This window comes from Campylobacter sp. FU_497, assembly GCF_025772425.1.
In the GTDB taxonomy this organism is placed as follows: Bacteria; Campylobacterota; Campylobacteria; order Campylobacterales; family Campylobacteraceae; genus Campylobacter_D; species Campylobacter_D lari_C.
The window spans coordinates 45,235-65,223 of record NZ_JAKMSC010000007.1 but is presented as its reverse complement, the minus strand read 5'-3'; the positions used below and the strand labels follow the sequence as shown (position 1 = coordinate 65,223).

The following is a 19,989-nucleotide window of genomic DNA, read 5'->3' as shown; positions in this document are numbered from 1 at the left end:
ATTTATGATATTATATTTAAAAAAAATTTTTATAAACTTAAAATGAGGTAAAATGGTAGCTTATTTGCATATAGGTAATGTAAAAACAGGAACTACTACTATACAAAATTTTTGTGCATTGAATGAAAATAAATTATTAGAAAAAGGTTGTATTTACCCTCAATCCTTTCGTATTACTTCTAGACATTGGGGTTTGGTGGAGCAAATTTTAAGTTCTAACAAAGATAAAAATGGGCAAGTGTTAAAAGGGTTGAACGGAAAAGAGTTTAAAATGCATGGTGATAAAAAATTTATATTTTCATGCGAGGGTATTGTATGGGAATTTTCTAAAATAGAGTATATACAGCAATTGAAAATTTTTTTAGAAAATTTAGGTTTTGATAAAATATATATTATATTATATTTGCGCAATATCAGTGATCTTTTAAATTCGCTATATTCTCAGGGAATAAAATATAATTTACAAATTGATTTAGCACCCATAGATCCTAGTATGCATTACAAAAGACATATTTTTGACTATAAATGGTTATGTCAAAGTTATGCTAGCGTTTTTGGTAGAGAAAACTTAAAGATAAGAATTTTTGAAAAAGATGATTTTTTTAATCAAGATTTAATAGAAGATTTTTTACACTGTATTGATTTGGAAGTTAATAAGAATGAATTTTTAATTCCTCAAAATCAAAACAAAAGCTTGAATTTATTAGGGATAGAATTGTTAAAAAGAATTAATCAAAAAAGCAAAGATCCTAATACAATAAAATTTTTATCCAAAATAATAGAAAAATATTTTGAGTTAGACTCGTTTCATTCTCATTTGAAGTTTTCATTAAAAGCGCAATTATGTGGAAACTATGAAAAATTTTTTAGCAATTCCAATGAATGGGTAAGATGTAATTTTTTTCCACATAAAAAAGAATTATTCAAAAATAAAAGTATAATAGAAACAAATGATAGAGTTGGTTTCAAAGATACTGATTATGATGATATTGTAGATTTTATTTTAGAAGTTGTTCGTTTGAAAAACAACACTATTAAATTTTTAAAGGGATTTTAAATAGGATTTTCCTATCAATCTTTCCATTTGCATTTAAAGCAAATTGTTCTATTTTAACAAATTTTTTAGGTATCATGTAAATAGGGAGTTTGTCTTTTAAAAAGTTTTTAAAATCTAACTCTTCCTTGCTTTCATAAAAGCAAATTATTTCTTCTTTAAAAATACAAGCACAATTTCTTACATTCTCATGAGAATTTATAATACTTTCTATCTCTCCAAGCTCTATGCGATGACCCATGTATTTGATTTGATGATCTATCCTTCCATAGCATAAAAGTTCGCCAAATTCATTATAAGCTACCACATCACCTGTTTTATAAAGTAAGTCTAGGTAATTATCATGCAAAGGATTTTGCACAAAAGCTTGCTTTGTTTTTTCCTTATCGTTGTAATAGCCTAAAGAAAGACAAGTTCCTCTTACATAAAGCTCGCCTTTAATTTCCACTTGACTTGGAGTAATTAAATTTAAATTCTCATCAAAGACTAAAAGCTGAGTATTTTTACAAGCTTTTCCTATAGGTAAAAGCTCATCATCGCTAAATTGTCTATCAATTATATAATAAGAGCAATCAACTGTAATTTCAGTAGGTCCGTAAAGATTAGCAAATAAAGCATTAGGAAGATATTTACGCCAAATGTTGAGTTGCTTATTTGGCATAATTTCACCAGCAAATAAGATTTTATTAATATAAAGCGTTTTATTTTCTAATGCATGTGTATTTGCAAAATAAATCAGTACAGAAGGTACCCAAAAAATTGTTGTTATTTTTTCTTGTTCTAGGTACTCTAAAATTTTATTTGGAAAAGCAAAAAGATGATTTGGTAGCAAATGTAAAGTGGTTCCTGCTTTTACAGATGAGAAAATATCTAAAACGCTATTATCAAAGTAAAATGGTGCTTGATTAGCAAGTATATCTTCATGACTTAGTTTAAAAGTCTCACATACCCAAAAAGTATAATCAATCACACTTTTATGACTTATACTTACTCCTTTTGGAGTCCCTGTGCTTCCGCTTGTAAAAAAGACATAAAGTAAATTAGTATCTATGTGATTATTTAAAGCTTTTTCTAAAGCATTTTCATTTATAACAAAGCTTTCAAAATCTTCTGTGAAGATAGTATCAAGATTAAAATCTAAATTTAATTTTTTAGAAGTAATTAAAAGCTTTGGTTTTAAAACTTCTATAACTTTTTCTACACGCTCTTTAGGACTTTTTTCATCTAAAAGTGTATAAAAATTCCCACTTTTTGCTACACCAAAAAAAGAAAGCAAACAATCAATCCCTTTAGGAAGTATGATTAATACAGGATTTTGTGTACTTTTAGTAGGAAGTTTAGAAAGAATTTTACTTGCTATTTTTTTACTTAAATCATCAAATTCTTTATAGCTTATGCTTTTACCATTAAACTCAACAAAAGCATTTTTACTTCCAAATTTAGCAACACTTTCTAGTAAAAAATCATTGATGTGGGTTGTCATGGGAAAAACCTTGGTCTTCTATAATTTCACAATATAAACATGTTTCAAGACTAATATAAAAATCAATTGGCTTGTAAATTTTAAAAGAATATCCTAAATTCCAAGAATCTATAAGATTTTTAATTTCAAAAAAATCTTCATAATTATGATAAATGCTAATAATCATAGCAGGCTTATGTTTTTTAATTGTATGTAAAGCACCCTTTAGAAATTCTTGTTCAAAGCCTTCTATATCAACTTTAATTAACCCTATGTTTACGTCGTTGTTTTGAATATATGAATCCAAACTAACAATTTCAACTTGTTCATTTTCTATCGAATGATCATTGTATTTGAAACTCGAACTATACCCTGATATATTCAAACTTAAAGTTTCGTTTTTACTGCCAAGAGCTTTTTTTATTGGCTTAATTCTTTGGCTTTGGTTTAATTCAAGTGTTTTTAGCATTAAATTGTAGTTTTTTTCAGACGCCTCGAAAGTATATACAAATTTTTCAGTGAATTCTTGTTCAAAAATTATTGCACTATCACCTATAAATCCGCCTACATCAATTATATCTAGATGTTTAATTTTATTGAGCGTTTTTTTATTGAAAACATGCATTCCATGTTTATGCCAAAATACAGATATTTCAAATTGTTTAATTGGCAGAAAATACCCATTATAGCACCATATATTATTTTTTACTTTAAATATATTGGTAAAAAATGAATTTGTAATTTTGTTTAATTCGTTTTTTTCCTCATCAGAATAGTCAATTTGATAATTAGGATTTTTATCAATATTTTTTAATCGATTGATAATTTTGCAGACACATTGTTTACTTGATATATCTAGGTTCTTACAAAGATTAAAAATTTTTTTATCAATATCAGGATCGTTATTGATAGTGTTACCAATACTTTTTTGCATGGAAAAAGATTGGTTCCATTGTTTGAATGTAAAATTTTTATATAGAGTATCCAAAAGAGTATCCAAAAGAGTATTTGGATGTAGTGTAATATGATTACCATTATATATTGGAATATTAAAAAATTTTAATTTTGTTTTTGTAGATTCTACTGTATTTTGTAAAGTGTAGCTAGAAGTCTTTTTATATTCAAAAATAGCAAAATTAAAAATGTAAAAACTAATATTATTTTTAGAAAAAGTATAGGAAATAAATTTCATTGTATTCCTTTATAAATATTTTTACTTTGAATGAGTTTATGAAATTTTAACTTTTCTATTAAATCTTTTAGCTCATAAGCTTGTATACTAAGCTTTGAAGCTATATCTAAAACATCATTTTTGCCATCACAATATGCTAAAAAACTAAGTATATTTTCAACCCTTCCTTCTCTTTTGCAATGGTCTATATATAAGTCTCTTTTGCCTAAATTGGGTTCACAAAATACAGTATTTTGATAAATTTCATTAACCTCTAAATTCATAATGATTTCTTGCATGGCTTTTAAGCCACCTTGTAAGCCTTCTTCACTGATGAAATTTAAATCATCTTTGCTAGTGTGGTATTCTTTATAATCACCAAATCTAGTTCTACATACACAAACTACGGGTAAATTTACTAAAGGGGAGCAGTATTGTCTTTCATCACTTCCTCTATCTAAAAAGCTAAATTCTTTAAAATTATTTTTATCTTTTAAAGTATGCAAAGCTACTTTATCTGCTAGAGTATTTTCACTTGGAGTGTGAATGAGTGAGTAAGCATTATCATCACCTATGCAAGAGAGTACAAAACCTGCTTTGATATGTTTTTGTAAGTACTTTAAATGTTTACTAAGATAAACTATACTTCCTATAGTTTCAGGAACAAAAACAAAACGATAGTTATATTTTCTCTCTTTTAGTTCTAAAAGCCATTTAGCTAAAAATGTAGCTACTACAGGGCCACTTAGCTCGTTATTTGCCATAGATGGATGACAAAGGTAAGTGGAAATTAAAATTTCATCTTTTGTTTCTTGCGTGCTAGGTATGAGTAAATCAGCATAGTTTAAAACCCCATTTTCATAGTGTTTTGCGTCTATGAAAACTTTATATTTTCCTTCTTTTAGTTTAACTCTATCTTCATGTTTTATACAAAAACCCCAACGCCTTTTATAATAGCTTGTCACATAAGGTATGGCATCAGGCATTTCTTCTATAGAGTAAAGGTGTTCTTGTAAGCTTGCTAGATCAAGCTCTGTGTCTATGCCTGTGCTATAGTTTAATACATGAAGATTATTTTGCTTAAAATCACAAATTTTTTCTCCATTTGGAGTGATGATATAAGCATTGTTTATCTCCCATTCAGCAGGTACTTCCCAGTCAAACACTTTGCTCCCGCTTGCTATAGAGTGAATTTTTAATATACCCCCCCCCATAGCTTCATCAAGTATTTTTAAGCTTTGTCTAAAGCCAGCCCCGGTAATACTTCTGCATATAGGAAAAAGCTCACAAACTAGCTCATACATACTTTTACTCACAACAAGCCTTTTTAGTTTCTTCTAAAATCTTAAATAAATTATCTTTAATAAATTGTGCTTCTTTTAAATTCATTTCTTGATGAGCAGGTATGCTAAGTTCAGCTTTATAAAAATTATCTGCATTTTCTAAAAATAAATTTCCATATAAGTTTTTATAATAACTAAACTCATAAGTAGGCTTATAATGCACTTGCACGCCTATGCCTAAATTTAATAATTTCTCAAAAATAATCTCTTTTTGGCAATAAAATTCAGGAAAAAGCAAAATAGGGTATAAATGTCTTGAGCTTTTTTTATAATCTTTAATTTTTATAGTGCTAAAATAAGGATTTTTTTCAAATTCTTTATCATAAAAACTTGTGATGATTTCTCTTTTTTCTAGCATATTATCAAGTTTTTTAAGTTGATTTATACCTAAAGCACAAGCTACATCACTTAAACGATAATTATAGCCTAGTTCAATCATATCACTATCCCAAAGTCTTTTTTTGACTATGCCATGACTTCTTAAAAGCTTGATTTTTGAGATTAATTCCTCATCATTACTAACGACCGCACCACCCTCAAAGGTTGTAATAGGTTTAACCGGATGAAAAGAAAATATGCTCAAATCTCCCATAGAGCCTACTTTTTGATCTTTATAAATAGCACCTAGGGCATGACTTGCATCATCAATTAGTGGGATGTTGTGTCGTTTGGCTAAGGCTAAAATTTCATCCATTTCTACACTATTTCCCGCAAAATCAACCACGCAAATTGCCCCTATATTAGAGCTATCTTGGCTTAATCTTAAAGCAAGTTTTTTCTCATCAATATTTCCATCGCTTTTTACATCTATAAACTCAACCCTAGCACCTGCCATTAAAGCTGCATTTGCAGTTGCAGCAAAGGTAATGGGAGTTGTTAAGACAATTTTTTCTTTTACATTTAAAGATAAATACGCAAGGTGTAAGGCAGAAGTAGCTGAATTTAGTACGCAAGCATATTTTACACCCACATACTCACAAAGGGCTTGTTCAAATTCTTCAACCTTTTTTCCTCCGGTTAAAAAATCATCTTTTAAAGCTTTACAAACTGCTTGTATGTCTTGTTCGTCAATATTTTGATGAGAATAAGTTATCATTTTTCAAGCTCTGTATGATTTATTATATTTAAAAGCTCTTCTTGGCTAATCCATTCTTTATTATTATCTGAGCTATAAGAAAAGCCATTGGAAACTTTTTTTCCTTTTTGTCCTTTTGCATTTATGCTAAAATCAATTTCCATATTAGTAAATTTAATACTTGGACTAATGGCATAATAATTTTCAAATTCATAAGTTAAGTGACTATCATCACTTGAAATCATAATTTCATGTAGTTTTTCACCTGCTCTTATGCCTATGATTTTATGAGCTAAATTAGGAGCCATGGTTTTAGCTAAATCTACAATTTTCATAGAAGGAATTTTTGGCACGAAAATTTCCCCTCCATGCATGTATGTAAAGTTATTCAGCACGAAATTAACCCCATCTTCTAAAGATATCCAAAATCTTGTCATTCTCTCATCTGTGATAGGAAGTTCTTTAGCACCTTCATTGATTAGCTTTTTAAAAAATGGTATGACAGATCCTCTTGAGCCTACTACATTTCCATATCTTGTAACGCTAAATTTAGTATGAGAATTTCCTGCGATGTTGTTTGCTGCTACAAAAAGCTTATCACTTGCAAGCTTTGTAGCTCCGTATAAATTAATAGGATTACATGCCTTATCAGTTGAAAGTGCGATACATTTCTCTACATTATTTTCCAAACACGCATCGATTACATTTTGTGCTCCATGGATATTAGTTTTTATACATTCCATTGGATTATATTCTGCAATTGGCACATGTTTCATAGCAGCTGCATGAATGACAAAATCAACATCCTTCATTGCTATACTTAATCTTTCTTTATCTCTTACATCACCTATAAAATAACGCATACAGTTATTATTAAATTCTCTTGCCATTTCAAATTGCTTGAGTTCATCGCGTGAATAAATGATGATTTTTTTGGGTTTGTATTTTTGAAGTAAAGTTTTAGTATAAGTTTTTCCAAAACTTCCTGTGCCACCAGTGATTAAAATGCTTTTTCCATTAAACATATTTATTTTCCTATTACTTGACTAAGTTTTTATATCGACTGAAAATATAATTATTTTAAAATTCTTGGTAAAGTTATACCTGTTTGAGCTTGGTATTTACCCTTTTTATCAGCATATGTTACTTCACAAGGTTCATCTCCTTGTAAAAATAAAACTTGAGCTATACCTTCATTAGCATAAATTTTAGCAGGTAGTGGGGTTGTGTTTGAAATTTCTATAGTGATATGTCCTTCAAAACCTGGCTCAAAAGGAGTTACATTTACTATAATGCCACATCTTGCATAAGTGCTTTTGCCAAGACAAATAGCCAAAACATCATTTGGCATTTTAAAATACTCAACCGTTCTTGCAAGCGCGAAAGAATTTGCAGGCACTATACATACATCGCCTACAAAATCTACTACATTTTCTTCTACAAAATTTTTAGGATCTACAACAGTGGAATTTACATTAGTAAAAATCTTAAATTCTCTTCCAACTCTTATATCATATCCATAGCTTGAAAGCCCATAACTAACTATACCTTTACCTATATTTGCTTCACAAAATGGCTCTATCATATTGTGCTCTAATGCCATTTTTTTGATCCAATTATCTGCTTTTAAGCCCATTTTTGTCCTTTATAATTAAAGTGAATTTTTAAATTATATCTTAAAATAAAAGTAAAATATAAATAATTGAAGTTATTTTTAGTATTTTTATATATAATTATAAATTAAGTCTTATAAATAAGGAGAATATATGACAAAAGAAGAAATCAAAGAACTAATGCAACTTTTTGCAGAAGCAAATATAAGCAAGATTAAAATAAAAGAACAAGATGGATTTGAAATAGAACTAGAAAGAGATATGTGTTGTGAATTACCAGCTCCAGCTCCTGTTGCTCCAGCACCACAGCCAATTAATGTAAATGTAGTTAATGAAACCAAAGCAAGCTCAAACTCTTCTAATAAACCAACTATCAACAGCCCTATGGTGGGTACTTTCTATCAAGCTCCAAGCCCGGGTGCAGCACCTTTTGCTAAAGCAGGACAAACTATTAAAAAAGGAAGTACTATAGCAATTATTGAAGCAATGAAAATCATGAATGAAATCGAAGCTGAATATGATTGTAGGATAGTAGAAGTATTAGTTGCAGATGGTCAGCCTGTAGAATTTGGTATGCCTTTATTTGTGGTGGAGAAATTATAAAATGGAAATTAAAAAAGTTTTAATAGCAAATCGTGGAGAAATTGCATTAAGAGCTTTAAGAACTGTAAAAGAAATGGGAAAAAAAGCAATTTGTGTGTATTCTACTGCAGATAAAGATGCTTTGTATTTAAAATATGCTGATGCGAGTATTTGTATAGGAAATGCTAGAAGTTCAGAAAGCTATTTAAATATCCCAGCTATTATTAGTGCAGCTGAAATTAGCGAAGCGGATGCGATTTTCCCAGGGTATGGATTTTTAAGTGAAAATCAAAATTTTGTTGAAATTTGTGCAAAACATAATATCAAATTCATAGGTCCTTCAGTAGCTGCTATGGCACTAATGAGTGATAAAAGCAAAGCAAAACAAGTAATGCAAAGAGCAGGTGTGCCTGTAATCCCAGGAAGTGATGGGGCTTTAGGTGGGGTTGAAGCAGCAAAAAAACTTGCTAAAGAAATAGGCTATCCTGTAATTTTAAAAGCAGCAGCAGGTGGTGGTGGCCGTGGCATGCGTGTAGTTGAAGATGAAAAAGATTTAGAAAAAGCTTACTGGTCAGCAGAAAGTGAAGCGATGAGTGCTTTTGGTGATGGAACTATGTATATGGAAAAATATATCCAAAACCCACGCCATATAGAAGTGCAAATCATAGGAGATAGCTTTGGAAATGTGATACATTTGGGTGAGAGAGATTGCTCTATGCAAAGACGCCATCAAAAACTTATAGAAGAATCTCCTGCAATTTTACTAGATGAAAAAACAAGAGCAAGACTTCATGAAACAGCAGTTAAAGCTGCTAAGGCTATTGATTATGAGGGTGCGGGAACTTTTGAGTTTTTAGTGGATAAAAATTTAGATTTTTATTTTATCGAGATGAATACGCGTTTGCAGGTTGAGCATTGTGTGAGTGAGATGGTAAGCGGGGTGGATATTATCGAGCTTATGATTAAAGTAGCAGAAGGGTATTCTTTACCAAAACAAGAAGAAATCAAACTTAAAGGCCATTCTATAGAATGTAGAATCACTGCCGAAGATTCTAAAACTTTCTTACCTTGTCCAGGTAAAATCACAAAATACGTAGCTCCAGCAGGACGCAATGTAAGAATGGAAAGCCATTGTTATCAAGATTATAGCGTACCTCCTTATTATGATTCTATGATTGGAAAATTAGTCGTTTGGGGAGAAGATAGAAACACAGCTATAGCTAAAATGAAAATAGCCTTGCAAGAGCTTATTGTAGGTGGGATAAAAACAACTAAAGATTTTCATTTAGCGATGATGGATAATGCAGATTTTATCAATAATAATTATGATACAAATTATCTTTCAAGACATTAATTAAGATAGGTTTTAAACCTATCTTAATTCTTCTATATGAGCATTTGCTCTTATTTTATCAAGATGATTTTTTAAGGCTTGTTCTCTTTGGGTTAGAGTATAGACATTGCTAACTTGATCTTTGATTAAGTCAAATTCGATAGGATTTTTACCATATTTTTCTTTTACAAAATATACTATATAAGCATTTTCGCCATTTAACACTGGAGTAAATTCTCCTATTTTGGTATTATTTAACAAAGCAAGTAATCTTGGATCTATGCTAGCTGCGTTTAAACTAATGGCTTTTGATTTAACTTGAGAATTTTTATACATAGGATTTTGTGCAAGCTGTTGTAAAAGTTCTGGATTAGTAGAATTATAAACAACTAAGTCTATATTTGAAAAAGTGCTAAATTTATCAAGATTGCTTTCATAAAAATGTTTTAGTGTTTCATCATCAATATTGATTTTTGCATTTTGCATTATACTTCTATAAAGTTTTTCTCTTTCAAGATCTTTTTTAATCTTGTTTTTAAAAACTTCAAAACTTAAACCGTCTTTTTCTATCTTTGCTTGCAAACCATTGATATCAGTTTTATTGCCTTTTGCTATTTGGGCTAATTTTTCATTAAGTTCAAAAGTACTTACATAAATTCCTAGTTTTTTAGCTTCACTTTGTTGAATTTTATCATCTACTAAAAATGCTATAGCCTTTTGTCTATCATTGGTTTTTAATTCTTTCATGGTTTGTTCTATATCATAAAGAGTAATAGGTTGATTTTCTACTACCATTGCTACACCACCAAGAGTTTGAGCATATAAAATATTTGCAGCAAAACAACAAGATATTAAAAATTTTCTCATATAAAACCTTTATTTAAGTGTAAATATAGCATTATAACAATAAAAATTTAAAAAAGGTAAAAATATGCAAGAAATCACAACGCGTTTTGCTCCTTCTCCAACAGGATATTTGCACATAGGAGGGCTTAGAACGGCTTTATATAATTATCTTTATGCAAGAAAAAATAAGGGTAAATTTTTATTGCGTATTGAAGATACGGATTTAAAAAGAAATTCACAAGAAGCTACACAAGCTATTATAGAAGCATTTAAATGGTGTGGGCTTGATTATGATGGTACGATTGAGTATCAATCTCAAAGATTTGATATTTACAAAAAATACATTCAAAAATTACTAGATGAGGGCAAGGCTTATTATTGTTATATGAGCATAGAAGAGCTTGATGAGTTAAGAGCTAAGCAAGAAGCAGCTAAAGAGCGCCCAAAATATGATGGTAGATATAGAGATTTTAAAGGAACTCCCCCAAGTGGTATTGAACCTGTGGTGCGTATAAAAGCACCACAAAGTGGAGAGATTAAATTTATAGATGGTATTAAAGGCGAGGTTAGCTTTAAGGCTGAGGATATTTTAGATGATTTTGTAATCGCAAGAAGCGATGGTAGCCCAATTTATAATTTAACCGTTGTAATTGATGATGCGCTAATGGGTGTGAGTGATGTTATAAGAGGGGATGATCATTTATCAAATACTCCAAAACAAATCGTTCTTTATGAAGCATTAGGCTTTAAAATACCTAAATTTTATCATGTGGCTATGATACATGGTGAAGATGGTAAAAAACTTTCTAAGCGTCATGGGGCAACTGATGTGATGGAGTATAAAAATATGGGGATTTTACCTCAAGCTCTGCTTAATTTCTTAGTGCGTCTTGGTTGGAGCCATGGCGATGATGAAATTTTTTCTTTAGAAAGTATGCAAGAGCTTTTTGATCCAAATCATATTAATAAAAGTGCTTCTTGCTATAATTTTAAAAAGCTAGAATGGCTTAATGCTCATTATATTAAAACTTTGCCTTTTGAAGAAAACAATAGACAATTAAAAGATTTAGGTTTTGATTTGAGTCAGTATGAAAAAGCAGGCTTTTTGCTAGATATGTTAAGAGAGAGAGCTAAAACCTTGCATGATATCATTAGCGGGGCCAAAGTGTTACTAAATGACCCAAAAGAATACGATCAAAAGGCTGTAGATAAATTTCTTAATGTAACAAATTTAACTTATTTGGAAAAATACGCTATGGTTTTAAATGAGCAAAAAAACGCTTGCGAATTTGAAGAATTAACTAATCAATTCTTAGAAGAAAATAATCTTAAGTTAAAAGATCTAGCCCAAGCTATACGCATTGCACTCACTGGAAGCTCGGTAAGTCCTAGTATATTTGAAGTATTAGAATTTTTAGGAGTGCAAAAAGCTAAGCTTAGAATAGAAAATTTACTAACTTACATGAAGGAGAAATAATGAATTTAAAAGAAGAGGCTTTAGAGTACCACCTAGGTGGTAAAGTAGATATTATTGCTAGAAAGCCTATGGATAGTGCGCATGATTTGTCTTTAGCTTATTCTCCAGGGGTTGCTGAACCTTGTGTTGAGATAGCAAAAGATGAAACCTTAGCTTATAAATACACTAATAAAGCTAATTTAGTTGCTATAGTAAGTGATGGTAGTGCAGTTTTGGGACTTGGTAATATAGGAGCAAGTGCAAGTAAGCCCGTGATGGAAGGAAAGGCTTGTTTGTTTAAAAAATTTGCTAATGTTAATGCTTATGATTTAGAAATTAATGCTCATAGTGTAGATGAAATTGTTACCTTTTGTAAAGCTATAGCACCTACCTTTGGAGGAATTAATTTAGAAGATATTTCGGCACCAAAATGTTTTGAAATAGAAGCTGCTTTGCAAGATCTTGGAATTCCTGTAATGCACGATGATCAACACGGTACTGCGATCATTTCTACAGCAGGATTAATGAATGCTATGGAAATTAGTGGTAAAAAATTTGAAGATATTAAAGTAGTAGTAAGTGGTGCGGGTGCAGCGGGTATCGCAAGTGCTAGAATGTATAGAAATTTAGGGGTTAAAAATATCGTTTTAGTAGATAGTAAAGGTGTGATTAATACCCAAAGAGATGATTTAAATAAATACAAACTAGAATTTGTAAGCGATATCAAAGATAGTACCTTAAGAGAGGCTTTAAAAGATGCTGATGTGTTTTTGGGTTTGAGTGCGCCTAAGATTTTAGATGATGAGATGATTTTAAGTATGGCTAAAGATCCTGTGATTTTTGCACTAGCTAATCCTGTGCCTGAAGTAATGCCTGAAGATGTTAAAAGGGTTAGAAATGATGCTATAGTTGGAACAGGTAGAAGCGATTACCCAAATCAAATTAACAATGTTTTAGGTTTTCCTTTTATTTTTAGAGGAGCCTTAGATGTAAAAGCGACTAAAATCACTGAAAATATGAAAGTAGCTGCTGCTAAAGCTTTGGCTGATTTAGCTAAGCTTGAAGTAACTGATGAGGTAAAACAAGCTTATGGAGTAGAGGAGCTTAGCTTTGGTAGAGATTATGTGATACCAAAACCATTTGATAGTAGGGTAAAAGCTGTAGTTAGTGCTGCTGTGGCAAAAGCTGCAGTTGAAGATGGAGTAGCTTTGGTAAAAGAATTTGACTATCAAAAATATCTAGCAAGCTTACAATAGTTTTTATAGATTAAGTTTTATTTAAAATATTTTTTTGAATAAAACTTAATTTTTATTTTTAATCTTTCAATTTGACTTTTCTATTATTTTAATTTTTTACTTAATAATCTAAGATTACAAAATAATTTTTTACAATAAATGTTAAATTTTGATATAAATTTTAGTATTGATTATATTTTTAATTAAATTAATTTATATTTAAGATATTTTTTTATAGGATAATAATACTTAATCATAGAAAGGCTAAGATGGTTTTTGGAAAGATAGATTATCTTAATTTACTCCCTTTGCATATCTATCTTAAAAAAACAGCTTTTCCTAGCTATGTTAAGCAAACTACAGAATACAAAAAAGGGGTTCCTAGTAAGCTAAATCGCCATTTGTATTTTAGACGCATTGACGCAGCGATTATTTCAAGTATTGAAAGTCGTAGAAAAAAATACAAAACCTTAAATGTGGGAATTTGCGCAAGCAAAAAGGTAAAAAGCGTTTTAGTAAAAAAACATTCTCAAAGCAAAGAAGATGCAAGTTCTGCAACTTCTAATGCTCTTGCAAAAGTTTTAAAGCAAAAAGGGGAGGTTATCATCGGTGATAAGGCTTTAAAACTTTATTTGCAAAATCCAAAAGATTATATTGATTTGTGTGAATTATGGTATGAAAAGACAAAACTACCTTTTGTTTTTGCACGCTTTTCTTGTGTTGAAAATTTTTCTATTTATAAAAGAATGATGAAAAATTTCACAAAAAGTAAAATTTTCATTCCACAATATATTTTGCTAGATTATTCTAAATCAAGAAATCTTTCTCAAAAGGAAATTAGCGCATACTTAAAGCTAATTTATTACAAAATAGGAACAAAGGAGCAAATGGCGCTAAAAAAATTTTTAGCTAAAACAAACAGCAAGATACTATAAAAAGGACAATTTATGAGTATGGCTAAACAATATATCAATGAAACTTTAGAAAAAATTCAAACAATTTCCCCAAGACAACCTATATTTTTTCAAGCAGCAACTGAGGTATTAAATTCTTTAGAACCTTTACTTGAATCTAATAAAACCTATCAAGATCATGCAATATTAGAGCGTATTGTAATGCCTGAAAAAACAACTATATTTAGAGTTGTATATATCAATGATGCGGGTAAAGCTCAAACGCATTTTGGCTATAGAGTGCAGTTTAATTCTAGTTTAGGTCCTTATAAAGGTGGGATTAGATTTCATCCTAGTGTGAATTTGGATGTTTTGAAATTTTTAGGTTTTGAGCAAATTTTCAAAAACTCTTTAACGGGTTTGATGATAGGCGGTGCTAAAGGTGGAGCAAATTTTGATCCTAAAGGTAAAAGCGAAGCAGAAATTATGCGTTTTTGTCAAGCTTTTATGGCTGAACTTTCAAAAATCATAGGTGCAAGCACTGATGTGCCAGCAGGCGATATAGGGGTTGGTGCTAGGGAAATTGGATATATGTTTGGAGCTTATAAGAAAATTAGCTCTAATTTTGATGGAACTTTAACGGGAAAGAAAATTCCATGGGGTGGAAGTTTAGCAAGAACAGAAGCAACAGGATATGGTTGCGTGTATTTTACTCAAGAAATGCTAGCAAAATACAACAATGCATTAGAAGGAAAAGAGTGTGCAGTTTCAGGTAGTGGAAATGTGGCAATTTATACCATAGAAAAATTACACCAACTTGGCGCAAAAGCAATCACAATAAGCGATAGTGATGGATTTGTTTATGATAAAGATGGAATAGATTTAGATTTATTAAAAGAAATTAAAGAAGTAAAAAGAGCTAGGGTGAGTGATTATGCAGCGCTTAAAAAAGGTGCTGTTTTTACTCCAAAAAGCGCGTATAAACAAGGTTGTAATGGAGTATGGAGTATACCTTGTGATATAGCTTTTCCAAGTGCTACGCAAAATGAGTTAAATTTAGAAGATATTAAAACCTTATATCACAATGGTTGTCGTATGGTAGCAGAGGGAGCTAATATGCCAAGTACACTTGAAGCGATTGATTTTATGTTAAATCAAAAAGACTTTTTATTTGCCCCAGCTAAGGCTGCAAATGCAGGCGGTGTAGCGACTTCTCAACTTGAAATGCAACAAAATGCAAGTATGTGTCAATGGAGTTTTGAGGAAGTTGATGCAAAATTGCATAAGATTATGAAAAATATTTTTGAAAATTCATACGAGTGTGCAAAAGCTTATAATCATGAAGGAAATTTAGTAGTAGGTTCAAACATAGCAGGCTTTAAAAAAGTAGCTGATGCGATGATTGATCATGGTTATATTTAAAAAGATGGCTTAAATGCCATCTTTAATGCATATAAAAAAAGCTTGTTATTTGATTAGCAATTTTTTCTTCTAAAGATTCTTTGGCTCTATCTATATTGCTAAGATAAGCAGTTCTTGCTAAAAGCGAGGTGCTTTGAGTAGAGTTTTTGTAGCTAATTTGTAAATTAACTTGCAAAAGATAATAATTTTCTACTTCCATTTCAAAAACATCATCTATTTTATCAAAGTCATTATAAAAAAATCTCGCATTAGAAGCAATTAGTCTTTGTGCGTAAGAAAATTTTTTAAAATCTACTATATTGATATAAATTTTATAATCACTTTGATCATTATCTAAAACCAATCCCAAATTTTGTAATTTTTGAGTGAGTTTGGCTTCTAAATTTGTGTTTAATTTTGAAGGATTATTGATGTGTAAAGAAAAACTTTGATTTTTATTAGCATGTAGGAAAATACCCTCATTGTTTGTTTGGATAAAAGTTTGCATAGGGCCTGTACAAGCACTTAAAAATAGTGCAAGTACAAGCAAGAAAAGATTATTTTTGAGCATCGATTATCGTTGGTACGGCACGAAGACCAAGTTTAGAGTATTTTGCAAAAGTTTCTCTTACTGCTTTAACTTCAGCTTCACTAGGTTTTTTATAATCTTTTAAATTTTTATCATAGTATTTTTTCATGATAGCAATTTTTTGTGCATCATCTTTGGCATTTTTACTTTCTTTATAAATTAATGCAGATTTTTCAAATGCGCTTGTATCATGGATAGGGGTTAAGATAAATTTAACTTGATGAGTTTTTAGTGTTTCTTCTATCTTATCTAAATGCATTCTACAATATGGACATTCAGGATCACTAAAAACATAAAGCAAAGGTTTGTTTTTATCGCCTAAAGAAATAAACATTTTTTCTTTTTTAAGTTCCACTAAGGCTTTTTTTGAAAATTCAGCTTGTTGTTTTTCCATGAGTTTTGCTTGATAAACTTGAGAATAAAACTCACCTTTTTTTACATCAATTACTTCAGTTGTGATGATATTATCTTGAGTGAAAACGATTTCTTGGAAATTTTTACCACTAATTTCGAAATTAACTATCACAGCTTCAAAGTTAGTATCAGGAATTTTTTCTCTACTAGAAACACTAATGTTTGCATTTGATAAATTTGGATTTTTCTTAAAAAAATTAATAATTTCTTCATTGTTTGCAGCAAATAAAGAGCTAGCAAGAGTTAAAAGAGCTAAAGATTTTTTCATCATTTTCCTTTGTTTTAAAATTTTTGCACATTATAAAATGTAATCTTTAACACTTAGATTTTTAATATTCTTTTTTCCTCGATTTTTACCACTTGAGGATAATTTTTATCAAGGTATTCTAAGTAAGCTATGGCGTATTTTCTTGAAATTTGAAAATGATTTTTAACAAAAGCTACATCTAAATGATGATTTTGCAAAAGCTTTAAAAACTCTTGCATTAGATTTTCAAGGACATTTTTTTCTATAAAAAGATTATGCGCTAATCTTTTGACTTTGTTTTCTTTAGTGAGTTTTTTTAAAATAAGATCTCCATTTTTCCTATCAAGCTCTAAATACTCATAAAGATTGTAAGGTGCGGTAGGTTTTATGCCTTCTTTTTTTAAAATTTCATAAAGCTCACAATGAGCCTTTTCTTGTAATTTTTCAAAATCTTGTCCTTTTAAAAACCATATGCCATCTTTAAAATCTAATTTTTCTTGCATTTGCTTGAGTGTATAAGCGCAAAAGCTCTCACTTGCCCAGCTAAGCCTTAAGGCGATAGAATGAGGCGAGATTAAAGCATAAGGATTTTTAGAGAAAATAAAATCAATAAATTCTTTCAAAGTTTGCATAGCATTTAAATCATATACATTTAAAGCTTGCTCATCGACAAAAACATGATCTAAGCTTTTTGCTAAGTTTAAGGCTTGCTCATGAGTGAGTTTAAAGCGTTGATAGCTTGAAAGTAAGCCAAAGCCAAGTTTGTGAGTTTGTTTTAAAAACTCAAATACTTTTTTAAAATCTTTTTGTTCTAAAAGTGCTAAATACTTAGCTTTTATATCTTTTTTTAAAGGCTCACTCACTGCATTTAATACTACACCACCACTTTTAATACGCCCATTTTCAAGCAAGATGAATTTATCATCAAAGCACAAAGGTAAGTTTTTATCAAACTCTAAGCTAATATAAGTCTTATCTTCAAATTCTTTGATTACACTAATTTTTGCATTAAGCTTTTTTGAGCCACTACAAAATTCTAAAATACTTCCGTGTTTAATCTCTGTATTAAAAACAACCCCATCGATACTTTTAAAACTTTTAAAAACACCTTTTTTGCTTAATACATAGCCTTTTTTTAACTCATGATAATCACAATTTAAACTCAAAGCAACTCTATTATAAGCTTTTGCTTCTAAAACATTTTCTTCATGAATTTGTATATTTTTTACAATGATCTCTTTTTGATTTTCAAGGCAAAAGATTTTTTCATTTTTGCTGATTTTTCCTTCATTTAAGCTTCCTGTTACTACCGTTCCTATACCTTTTAAAGAAAAAACCCTATCAATGTAGTATCTAAAAATCAAATTTTCATCATTTTCTTTAGGCTTTAAACTAAGCAGATAGTTTTTTAAATTTAATATACTTTGCTTATCATAAATGCTTGTTGGAAAAACTTTTAAGATATTGATTTTAAAAGCTTTTAATTCTTTTAAAAGCTCTGCTTGCTTTTGTGATAAATCCTTGCATAAATCAACCTTACTCAAAATAAGCACCACATCTTTTACGCCTAAAAATTCCAAAACCCTTAAATGCTCTATACTTTGAGCCTTTAAACCCTCATTTATATCTATGACAAACATACATACTCTAAAGCCAAAAGCACCACTTATCATAGTTTTAATCAAACTTTCATGTCCAGGCACATCGATAAAAGCAATATTTAAATTTTCACTTTTTAAATTTGAAAAGCTAAGATTAATCGTAATGCCTTTTTCTTGCTCTTCTTTTAAATTATCACCTTCAAAACCATTTAAAGCTTTAATAAGCGAAGTTTTACCATGATCAATATGTCCAGCAGTACCTATGATGATACTATGCATGAAATACCTCTTTGATAATGCTTATTATTTTATTTAAATCTTTTTCTAAAATACTTCTAAAATCTAGTATAAAATGTCCATTTTCAACACGGCCAATCACACCTTTTTTTCTAAATTTTTCTTGTAAAAGCAAAGCTTTCTCATCAAAACTTAACACAAAAGTATCTAAGCTTTTATCAGGCATAGAGCCACCACCTACTAAACTTTTAGAAGCTTTTAACTCACATTTAATAGGAATTTTTTCTTTGACAAAAAGAGCCTTTTTTTCTATGGTTTTTAAATCATCATTTAAAAGTTTTAGTGTAGGAATTTTTTCATATTCTTTTTCTAAGTAAGCTTTGGTAGTTTCATTTAAAAAAGCTAGAGTGATTTTATCAACCCTTAGCATTCTTAGAAGTTGATTTTTCTTTAATTGTTGAATGTATTTTTTCTTTCCAAGAATAATGCCTGCTTGCGTAGAGCCAAAAAGCTTATCACCACTAAAACTTAAAATATCACAATGTTTTAAAAGCTCTTTTACGCTTGGCTCGTTTTTACTAAGTTGTTTATTAATTTTTTCACACCATCCAGCACCCAAATCATAATAAGATATGAGTTTTTTCTTTTTTGTTAAAGCATGAATTTCATCTAAACTTACTTCTTCAAAAAATCCTTTAAAAGCAAAATTAGAACGATGAGTTTTTAAAATCATCTTAGTATTTTCATTGATGGCTTTTTCATAATCATATAAATGAGTTTTATTAGTCGTGCCTACTTCTTTTAGCTTAACACCAGCTGCTAGCATAACTTCAGGAATTCTAAAATTTCCCCCAATCTCAACTAGCTCACTTCTTGAAGTAATAACTTCTTCATTTTTTGCTAAGGTGTTTAAGATCAAAAATACAGCCGAGGCATTATTATTAACAACTAAGCAATCTTCACAATCAAATAATATTTTTAAATTCGCACTAAGTGCGTCATACCTTGAGCCTCTTTTGCCACTTTGCATGTTAAACTCTAAATTTGAATAAGAGCAGATGATTTCTTTAGTTCTTTCAAAAATACTCTCATCAATAATGCTACGACCAAGATTAGTATGTATGATAACTCCAGTAGCATTGATCAAACTTTGACTTTGCATATTTAAAAACTCATCAATACTTTGAGCAATTTTACTTAGCAAATCTTGCAAGCTAAAATTTAAATTTTCATTTTTACTTAGTTCTTTTTTACAATTTGAAACAACTATTTTTGCAAAATGAGATCTTAAATATAAAGGGTAATTAGCCAAGTTTTCATTGTTTATAAGTGTGTTTATGGGTGGAAAATTTCTAAATTTGTTCATCTTAAACCTTAAGAATAAATTAGTAAAATTATAACTTTTTTATAATGAAATTTATATAATTAAGATTAAAA

At 29.8% G+C, this 19,989-nt stretch carries 18 protein-coding genes; 7 read left to right on the top strand and 11 right to left on the bottom strand.

What is annotated here, in order from left to right; all coding sequences use genetic code 11:
• The first annotated feature begins 52 nt into the window (after window positions 1-52).
• Window positions 53-1,057, top strand: coding sequence for a hypothetical protein (locus L8W68_RS04470; protein WP_263675150.1), 1,005 nt, complete (start codon window positions 53-55; stop codon window positions 1,055-1,057).
• Here L8W68_RS04470 and L8W68_RS04465 read toward each other — a convergent pair.
• Genes L8W68_RS04465 through dcd form a run of 6 tightly spaced genes read right to left on the bottom strand, consistent with a single transcriptional unit; the run spans window position 1,035 to window position 7,741 of the window.
• Window positions 1,035-2,537, bottom strand: coding sequence for an amino acid adenylation domain-containing protein (locus L8W68_RS04465; protein ID WP_263675149.1), 1,503 nt, complete (start codon window positions 2,535-2,537; stop codon window positions 1,035-1,037). The two genes, L8W68_RS04470 and L8W68_RS04465, sit on opposite strands and share 23 nt — an antisense overlap.
• Complete coding sequence (locus tag L8W68_RS04460) at window positions 2,518-3,708, bottom strand: FkbM family methyltransferase (RefSeq protein ID WP_263675148.1); 1,191 nt, start codon at window positions 3,706-3,708, stop codon at window positions 2,518-2,520. Before L8W68_RS04460 ends, L8W68_RS04465 begins: the two co-directional genes overlap by 20 nt.
• Window positions 3,705-4,991, bottom strand: a complete 1,287-nt coding sequence (locus L8W68_RS04455; RefSeq protein ID WP_263675170.1) for a DUF4910 domain-containing protein — start codon at window positions 4,989-4,991, stop codon at window positions 3,705-3,707. Before L8W68_RS04455 ends, L8W68_RS04460 begins: the two co-directional genes overlap by 4 nt.
• Before the next feature lie 4 nt (window positions 4,992-4,995).
• Complete coding sequence (gene pseC, locus L8W68_RS04450; protein WP_263675147.1) at window positions 4,996-6,126, bottom strand: UDP-4-amino-4,6-dideoxy-N-acetyl-beta-L-altrosamine transaminase; 1,131 nt, start codon at window positions 6,124-6,126, stop codon at window positions 4,996-4,998.
• Window positions 6,123-7,130: a UDP-N-acetylglucosamine 4,6-dehydratase (inverting) gene (gene pseB / locus L8W68_RS04445; protein WP_263675146.1), complete on the bottom strand. Its 1,008-nt coding sequence runs from the start codon at window positions 7,128-7,130 to the stop codon at window positions 6,123-6,125. Before pseB ends, pseC begins: the two co-directional genes overlap by 4 nt.
• Window positions 7,131-7,180: 50 nt before the next feature.
• The gene (gene dcd / locus L8W68_RS04440; RefSeq protein WP_263675145.1) at window positions 7,181-7,741 is read right to left on the bottom strand and encodes a dCTP deaminase; all 561 of its coding nucleotides are present in this window, start codon (window positions 7,739-7,741) and stop codon (window positions 7,181-7,183) included.
• 130 nt (window positions 7,742-7,871) lie between these two features.
• Between dcd and accB the strand changes: the two genes are divergently transcribed.
• Together accB and L8W68_RS04430 are read left to right on the top strand one after the other, a co-directional pair.
• Window positions 7,872-8,321, top strand: a complete 450-nt coding sequence (gene accB, locus L8W68_RS04435) for an acetyl-CoA carboxylase biotin carboxyl carrier protein (RefSeq protein WP_039626958.1) — start codon at window positions 7,872-7,874, stop codon at window positions 8,319-8,321.
• Window position 8,322: 1 nt separating this feature from the next.
• Complete coding sequence (locus L8W68_RS04430) at window positions 8,323-9,654, top strand: acetyl-CoA carboxylase biotin carboxylase subunit (RefSeq protein ID WP_263675144.1); 1,332 nt, start codon at window positions 8,323-8,325, stop codon at window positions 9,652-9,654.
• Between the two features lie 18 nt (window positions 9,655-9,672).
• On the opposite strand, the gene L8W68_RS04425 is transcribed toward L8W68_RS04430, so the two are convergent.
• On the bottom strand, window positions 9,673-10,500 hold the full coding sequence (locus L8W68_RS04425) for a peptidylprolyl isomerase (RefSeq protein ID WP_263675143.1): 828 nt from the start codon (window positions 10,498-10,500) through the stop codon (window positions 9,673-9,675).
• Between the two features lie 64 nt (window positions 10,501-10,564).
• Between L8W68_RS04425 and gltX the strand changes: the two genes are divergently transcribed.
• From gltX to gdhA, 4 genes are all read left to right on the top strand, one after another.
• Window positions 10,565-11,956: a glutamate--tRNA ligase gene (gene gltX / locus L8W68_RS04420; protein ID WP_263675142.1), complete on the top strand. Its 1,392-nt coding sequence runs from the start codon at window positions 10,565-10,567 to the stop codon at window positions 11,954-11,956.
• Complete coding sequence (locus tag L8W68_RS04415; protein WP_263675140.1) at window positions 11,956-13,191, top strand: malic enzyme-like NAD(P)-binding protein; 1,236 nt, start codon at window positions 11,956-11,958, stop codon at window positions 13,189-13,191. The genes gltX and L8W68_RS04415 overlap by 1 nt, the downstream gene beginning before the upstream one ends.
• 248 nt (window positions 13,192-13,439) lie before the next feature.
• Window positions 13,440-14,105, top strand: a complete 666-nt coding sequence (locus L8W68_RS04410; protein ID WP_263675139.1) for an MqnA/MqnD/SBP family protein — start codon at window positions 13,440-13,442, stop codon at window positions 14,103-14,105.
• A 12-nt stretch (window positions 14,106-14,117) separates the two neighbouring features.
• Window positions 14,118-15,485, top strand: a complete 1,368-nt coding sequence (gdhA, locus tag L8W68_RS04405) for an NADP-specific glutamate dehydrogenase (protein ID WP_263675138.1) — start codon at window positions 14,118-14,120, stop codon at window positions 15,483-15,485.
• A 22-nt stretch (window positions 15,486-15,507) separates the two neighbouring features.
• On the opposite strand, the gene L8W68_RS04400 is transcribed toward gdhA, so the two are convergent.
• Genes L8W68_RS04400 through selA form a run of 4 tightly spaced genes read right to left on the bottom strand, consistent with a single transcriptional unit; the run spans window position 15,508 to window position 19,918 of the window.
• Window positions 15,508-16,035, bottom strand: a complete 528-nt coding sequence (locus L8W68_RS04400; RefSeq protein ID WP_263675137.1) for a hypothetical protein — start codon at window positions 16,033-16,035, stop codon at window positions 15,508-15,510.
• Complete coding sequence (locus L8W68_RS04395; RefSeq protein ID WP_263675136.1) at window positions 16,022-16,735, bottom strand: thioredoxin fold domain-containing protein; 714 nt, start codon at window positions 16,733-16,735, stop codon at window positions 16,022-16,024. The genes L8W68_RS04400 and L8W68_RS04395 overlap by 14 nt, the downstream gene beginning before the upstream one ends.
• Before the next feature lie 53 nt (window positions 16,736-16,788).
• Window positions 16,789-18,594: a selenocysteine-specific translation elongation factor gene (selB, locus tag L8W68_RS04390; protein WP_263675135.1), complete on the bottom strand. Its 1,806-nt coding sequence runs from the start codon at window positions 18,592-18,594 to the stop codon at window positions 16,789-16,791.
• Entirely contained in the window at window positions 18,587-19,918 is a 1,332-nt protein-coding gene (gene selA, locus L8W68_RS04385; protein ID WP_263675134.1) for an L-seryl-tRNA(Sec) selenium transferase, read from the bottom strand. Before selA ends, selB begins: the two co-directional genes overlap by 8 nt.
• Between the last annotated feature and the right edge of the window lie 71 nt (window positions 19,919-19,989).

Bases quoted from the DNA above. Each gene is read 5' to 3' on its own strand.
- L8W68_RS04470 (WP_263675150.1), top strand. From the start codon at position 53: ATGGTAGCTTATTTGCATATAGGTAATGTAAAAACAGGAACTACTACT.
- L8W68_RS04465 (WP_263675149.1), bottom strand. From the start codon at position 2,537: ATGACAACCCACATCAATGATTTTTTACTAGAAAGTGTTGCTAAATTT.
- L8W68_RS04460 (WP_263675148.1), bottom strand. From the start codon at position 3,708: ATGAAATTTATTTCCTATACTTTTTCTAAAAATAATATTAGTTTTTAC.
- L8W68_RS04455 (WP_263675170.1), bottom strand. From the start codon at position 4,991: ATGTATGAGCTAGTTTGTGAGCTTTTTCCTATATGCAGAAGTATTACC.
- pseC (WP_263675147.1), bottom strand. From the start codon at position 6,126: ATGATAACTTATTCTCATCAAAATATTGACGAACAAGACATACAAGCA.
- pseB (WP_263675146.1), bottom strand. From the start codon at position 7,130: ATGTTTAATGGAAAAAGCATTTTAATCACTGGTGGCACAGGAAGTTTT.
- dcd (WP_263675145.1), bottom strand. From the start codon at position 7,741: ATGGGCTTAAAAGCAGATAATTGGATCAAAAAAATGGCATTAGAGCAC.
- accB (WP_039626958.1), top strand. From the start codon at position 7,872: ATGACAAAAGAAGAAATCAAAGAACTAATGCAACTTTTTGCAGAAGCA.
- L8W68_RS04430 (WP_263675144.1), top strand. From the start codon at position 8,323: ATGGAAATTAAAAAAGTTTTAATAGCAAATCGTGGAGAAATTGCATTA.
- L8W68_RS04425 (WP_263675143.1), bottom strand. From the start codon at position 10,500: ATGAGAAAATTTTTAATATCTTGTTGTTTTGCTGCAAATATTTTATAT.
- gltX (WP_263675142.1), top strand. From the start codon at position 10,565: ATGCAAGAAATCACAACGCGTTTTGCTCCTTCTCCAACAGGATATTTG.
- L8W68_RS04415 (WP_263675140.1), top strand. From the start codon at position 11,956: ATGAATTTAAAAGAAGAGGCTTTAGAGTACCACCTAGGTGGTAAAGTA.
- L8W68_RS04410 (WP_263675139.1), top strand. From the start codon at position 13,440: ATGGTTTTTGGAAAGATAGATTATCTTAATTTACTCCCTTTGCATATC.
- gdhA (WP_263675138.1), top strand. From the start codon at position 14,118: ATGAGTATGGCTAAACAATATATCAATGAAACTTTAGAAAAAATTCAA.
- L8W68_RS04400 (WP_263675137.1), bottom strand. From the start codon at position 16,035: ATGCTCAAAAATAATCTTTTCTTGCTTGTACTTGCACTATTTTTAAGT.
- L8W68_RS04395 (WP_263675136.1), bottom strand. From the start codon at position 16,735: ATGAAAAAATCTTTAGCTCTTTTAACTCTTGCTAGCTCTTTATTTGCT.
- selB (WP_263675135.1), bottom strand. From the start codon at position 18,594: ATGCATAGTATCATCATAGGTACTGCTGGACATATTGATCATGGTAAA.
- selA (WP_263675134.1), bottom strand. From the start codon at position 19,918: ATGAACAAATTTAGAAATTTTCCACCCATAAACACACTTATAAACAAT.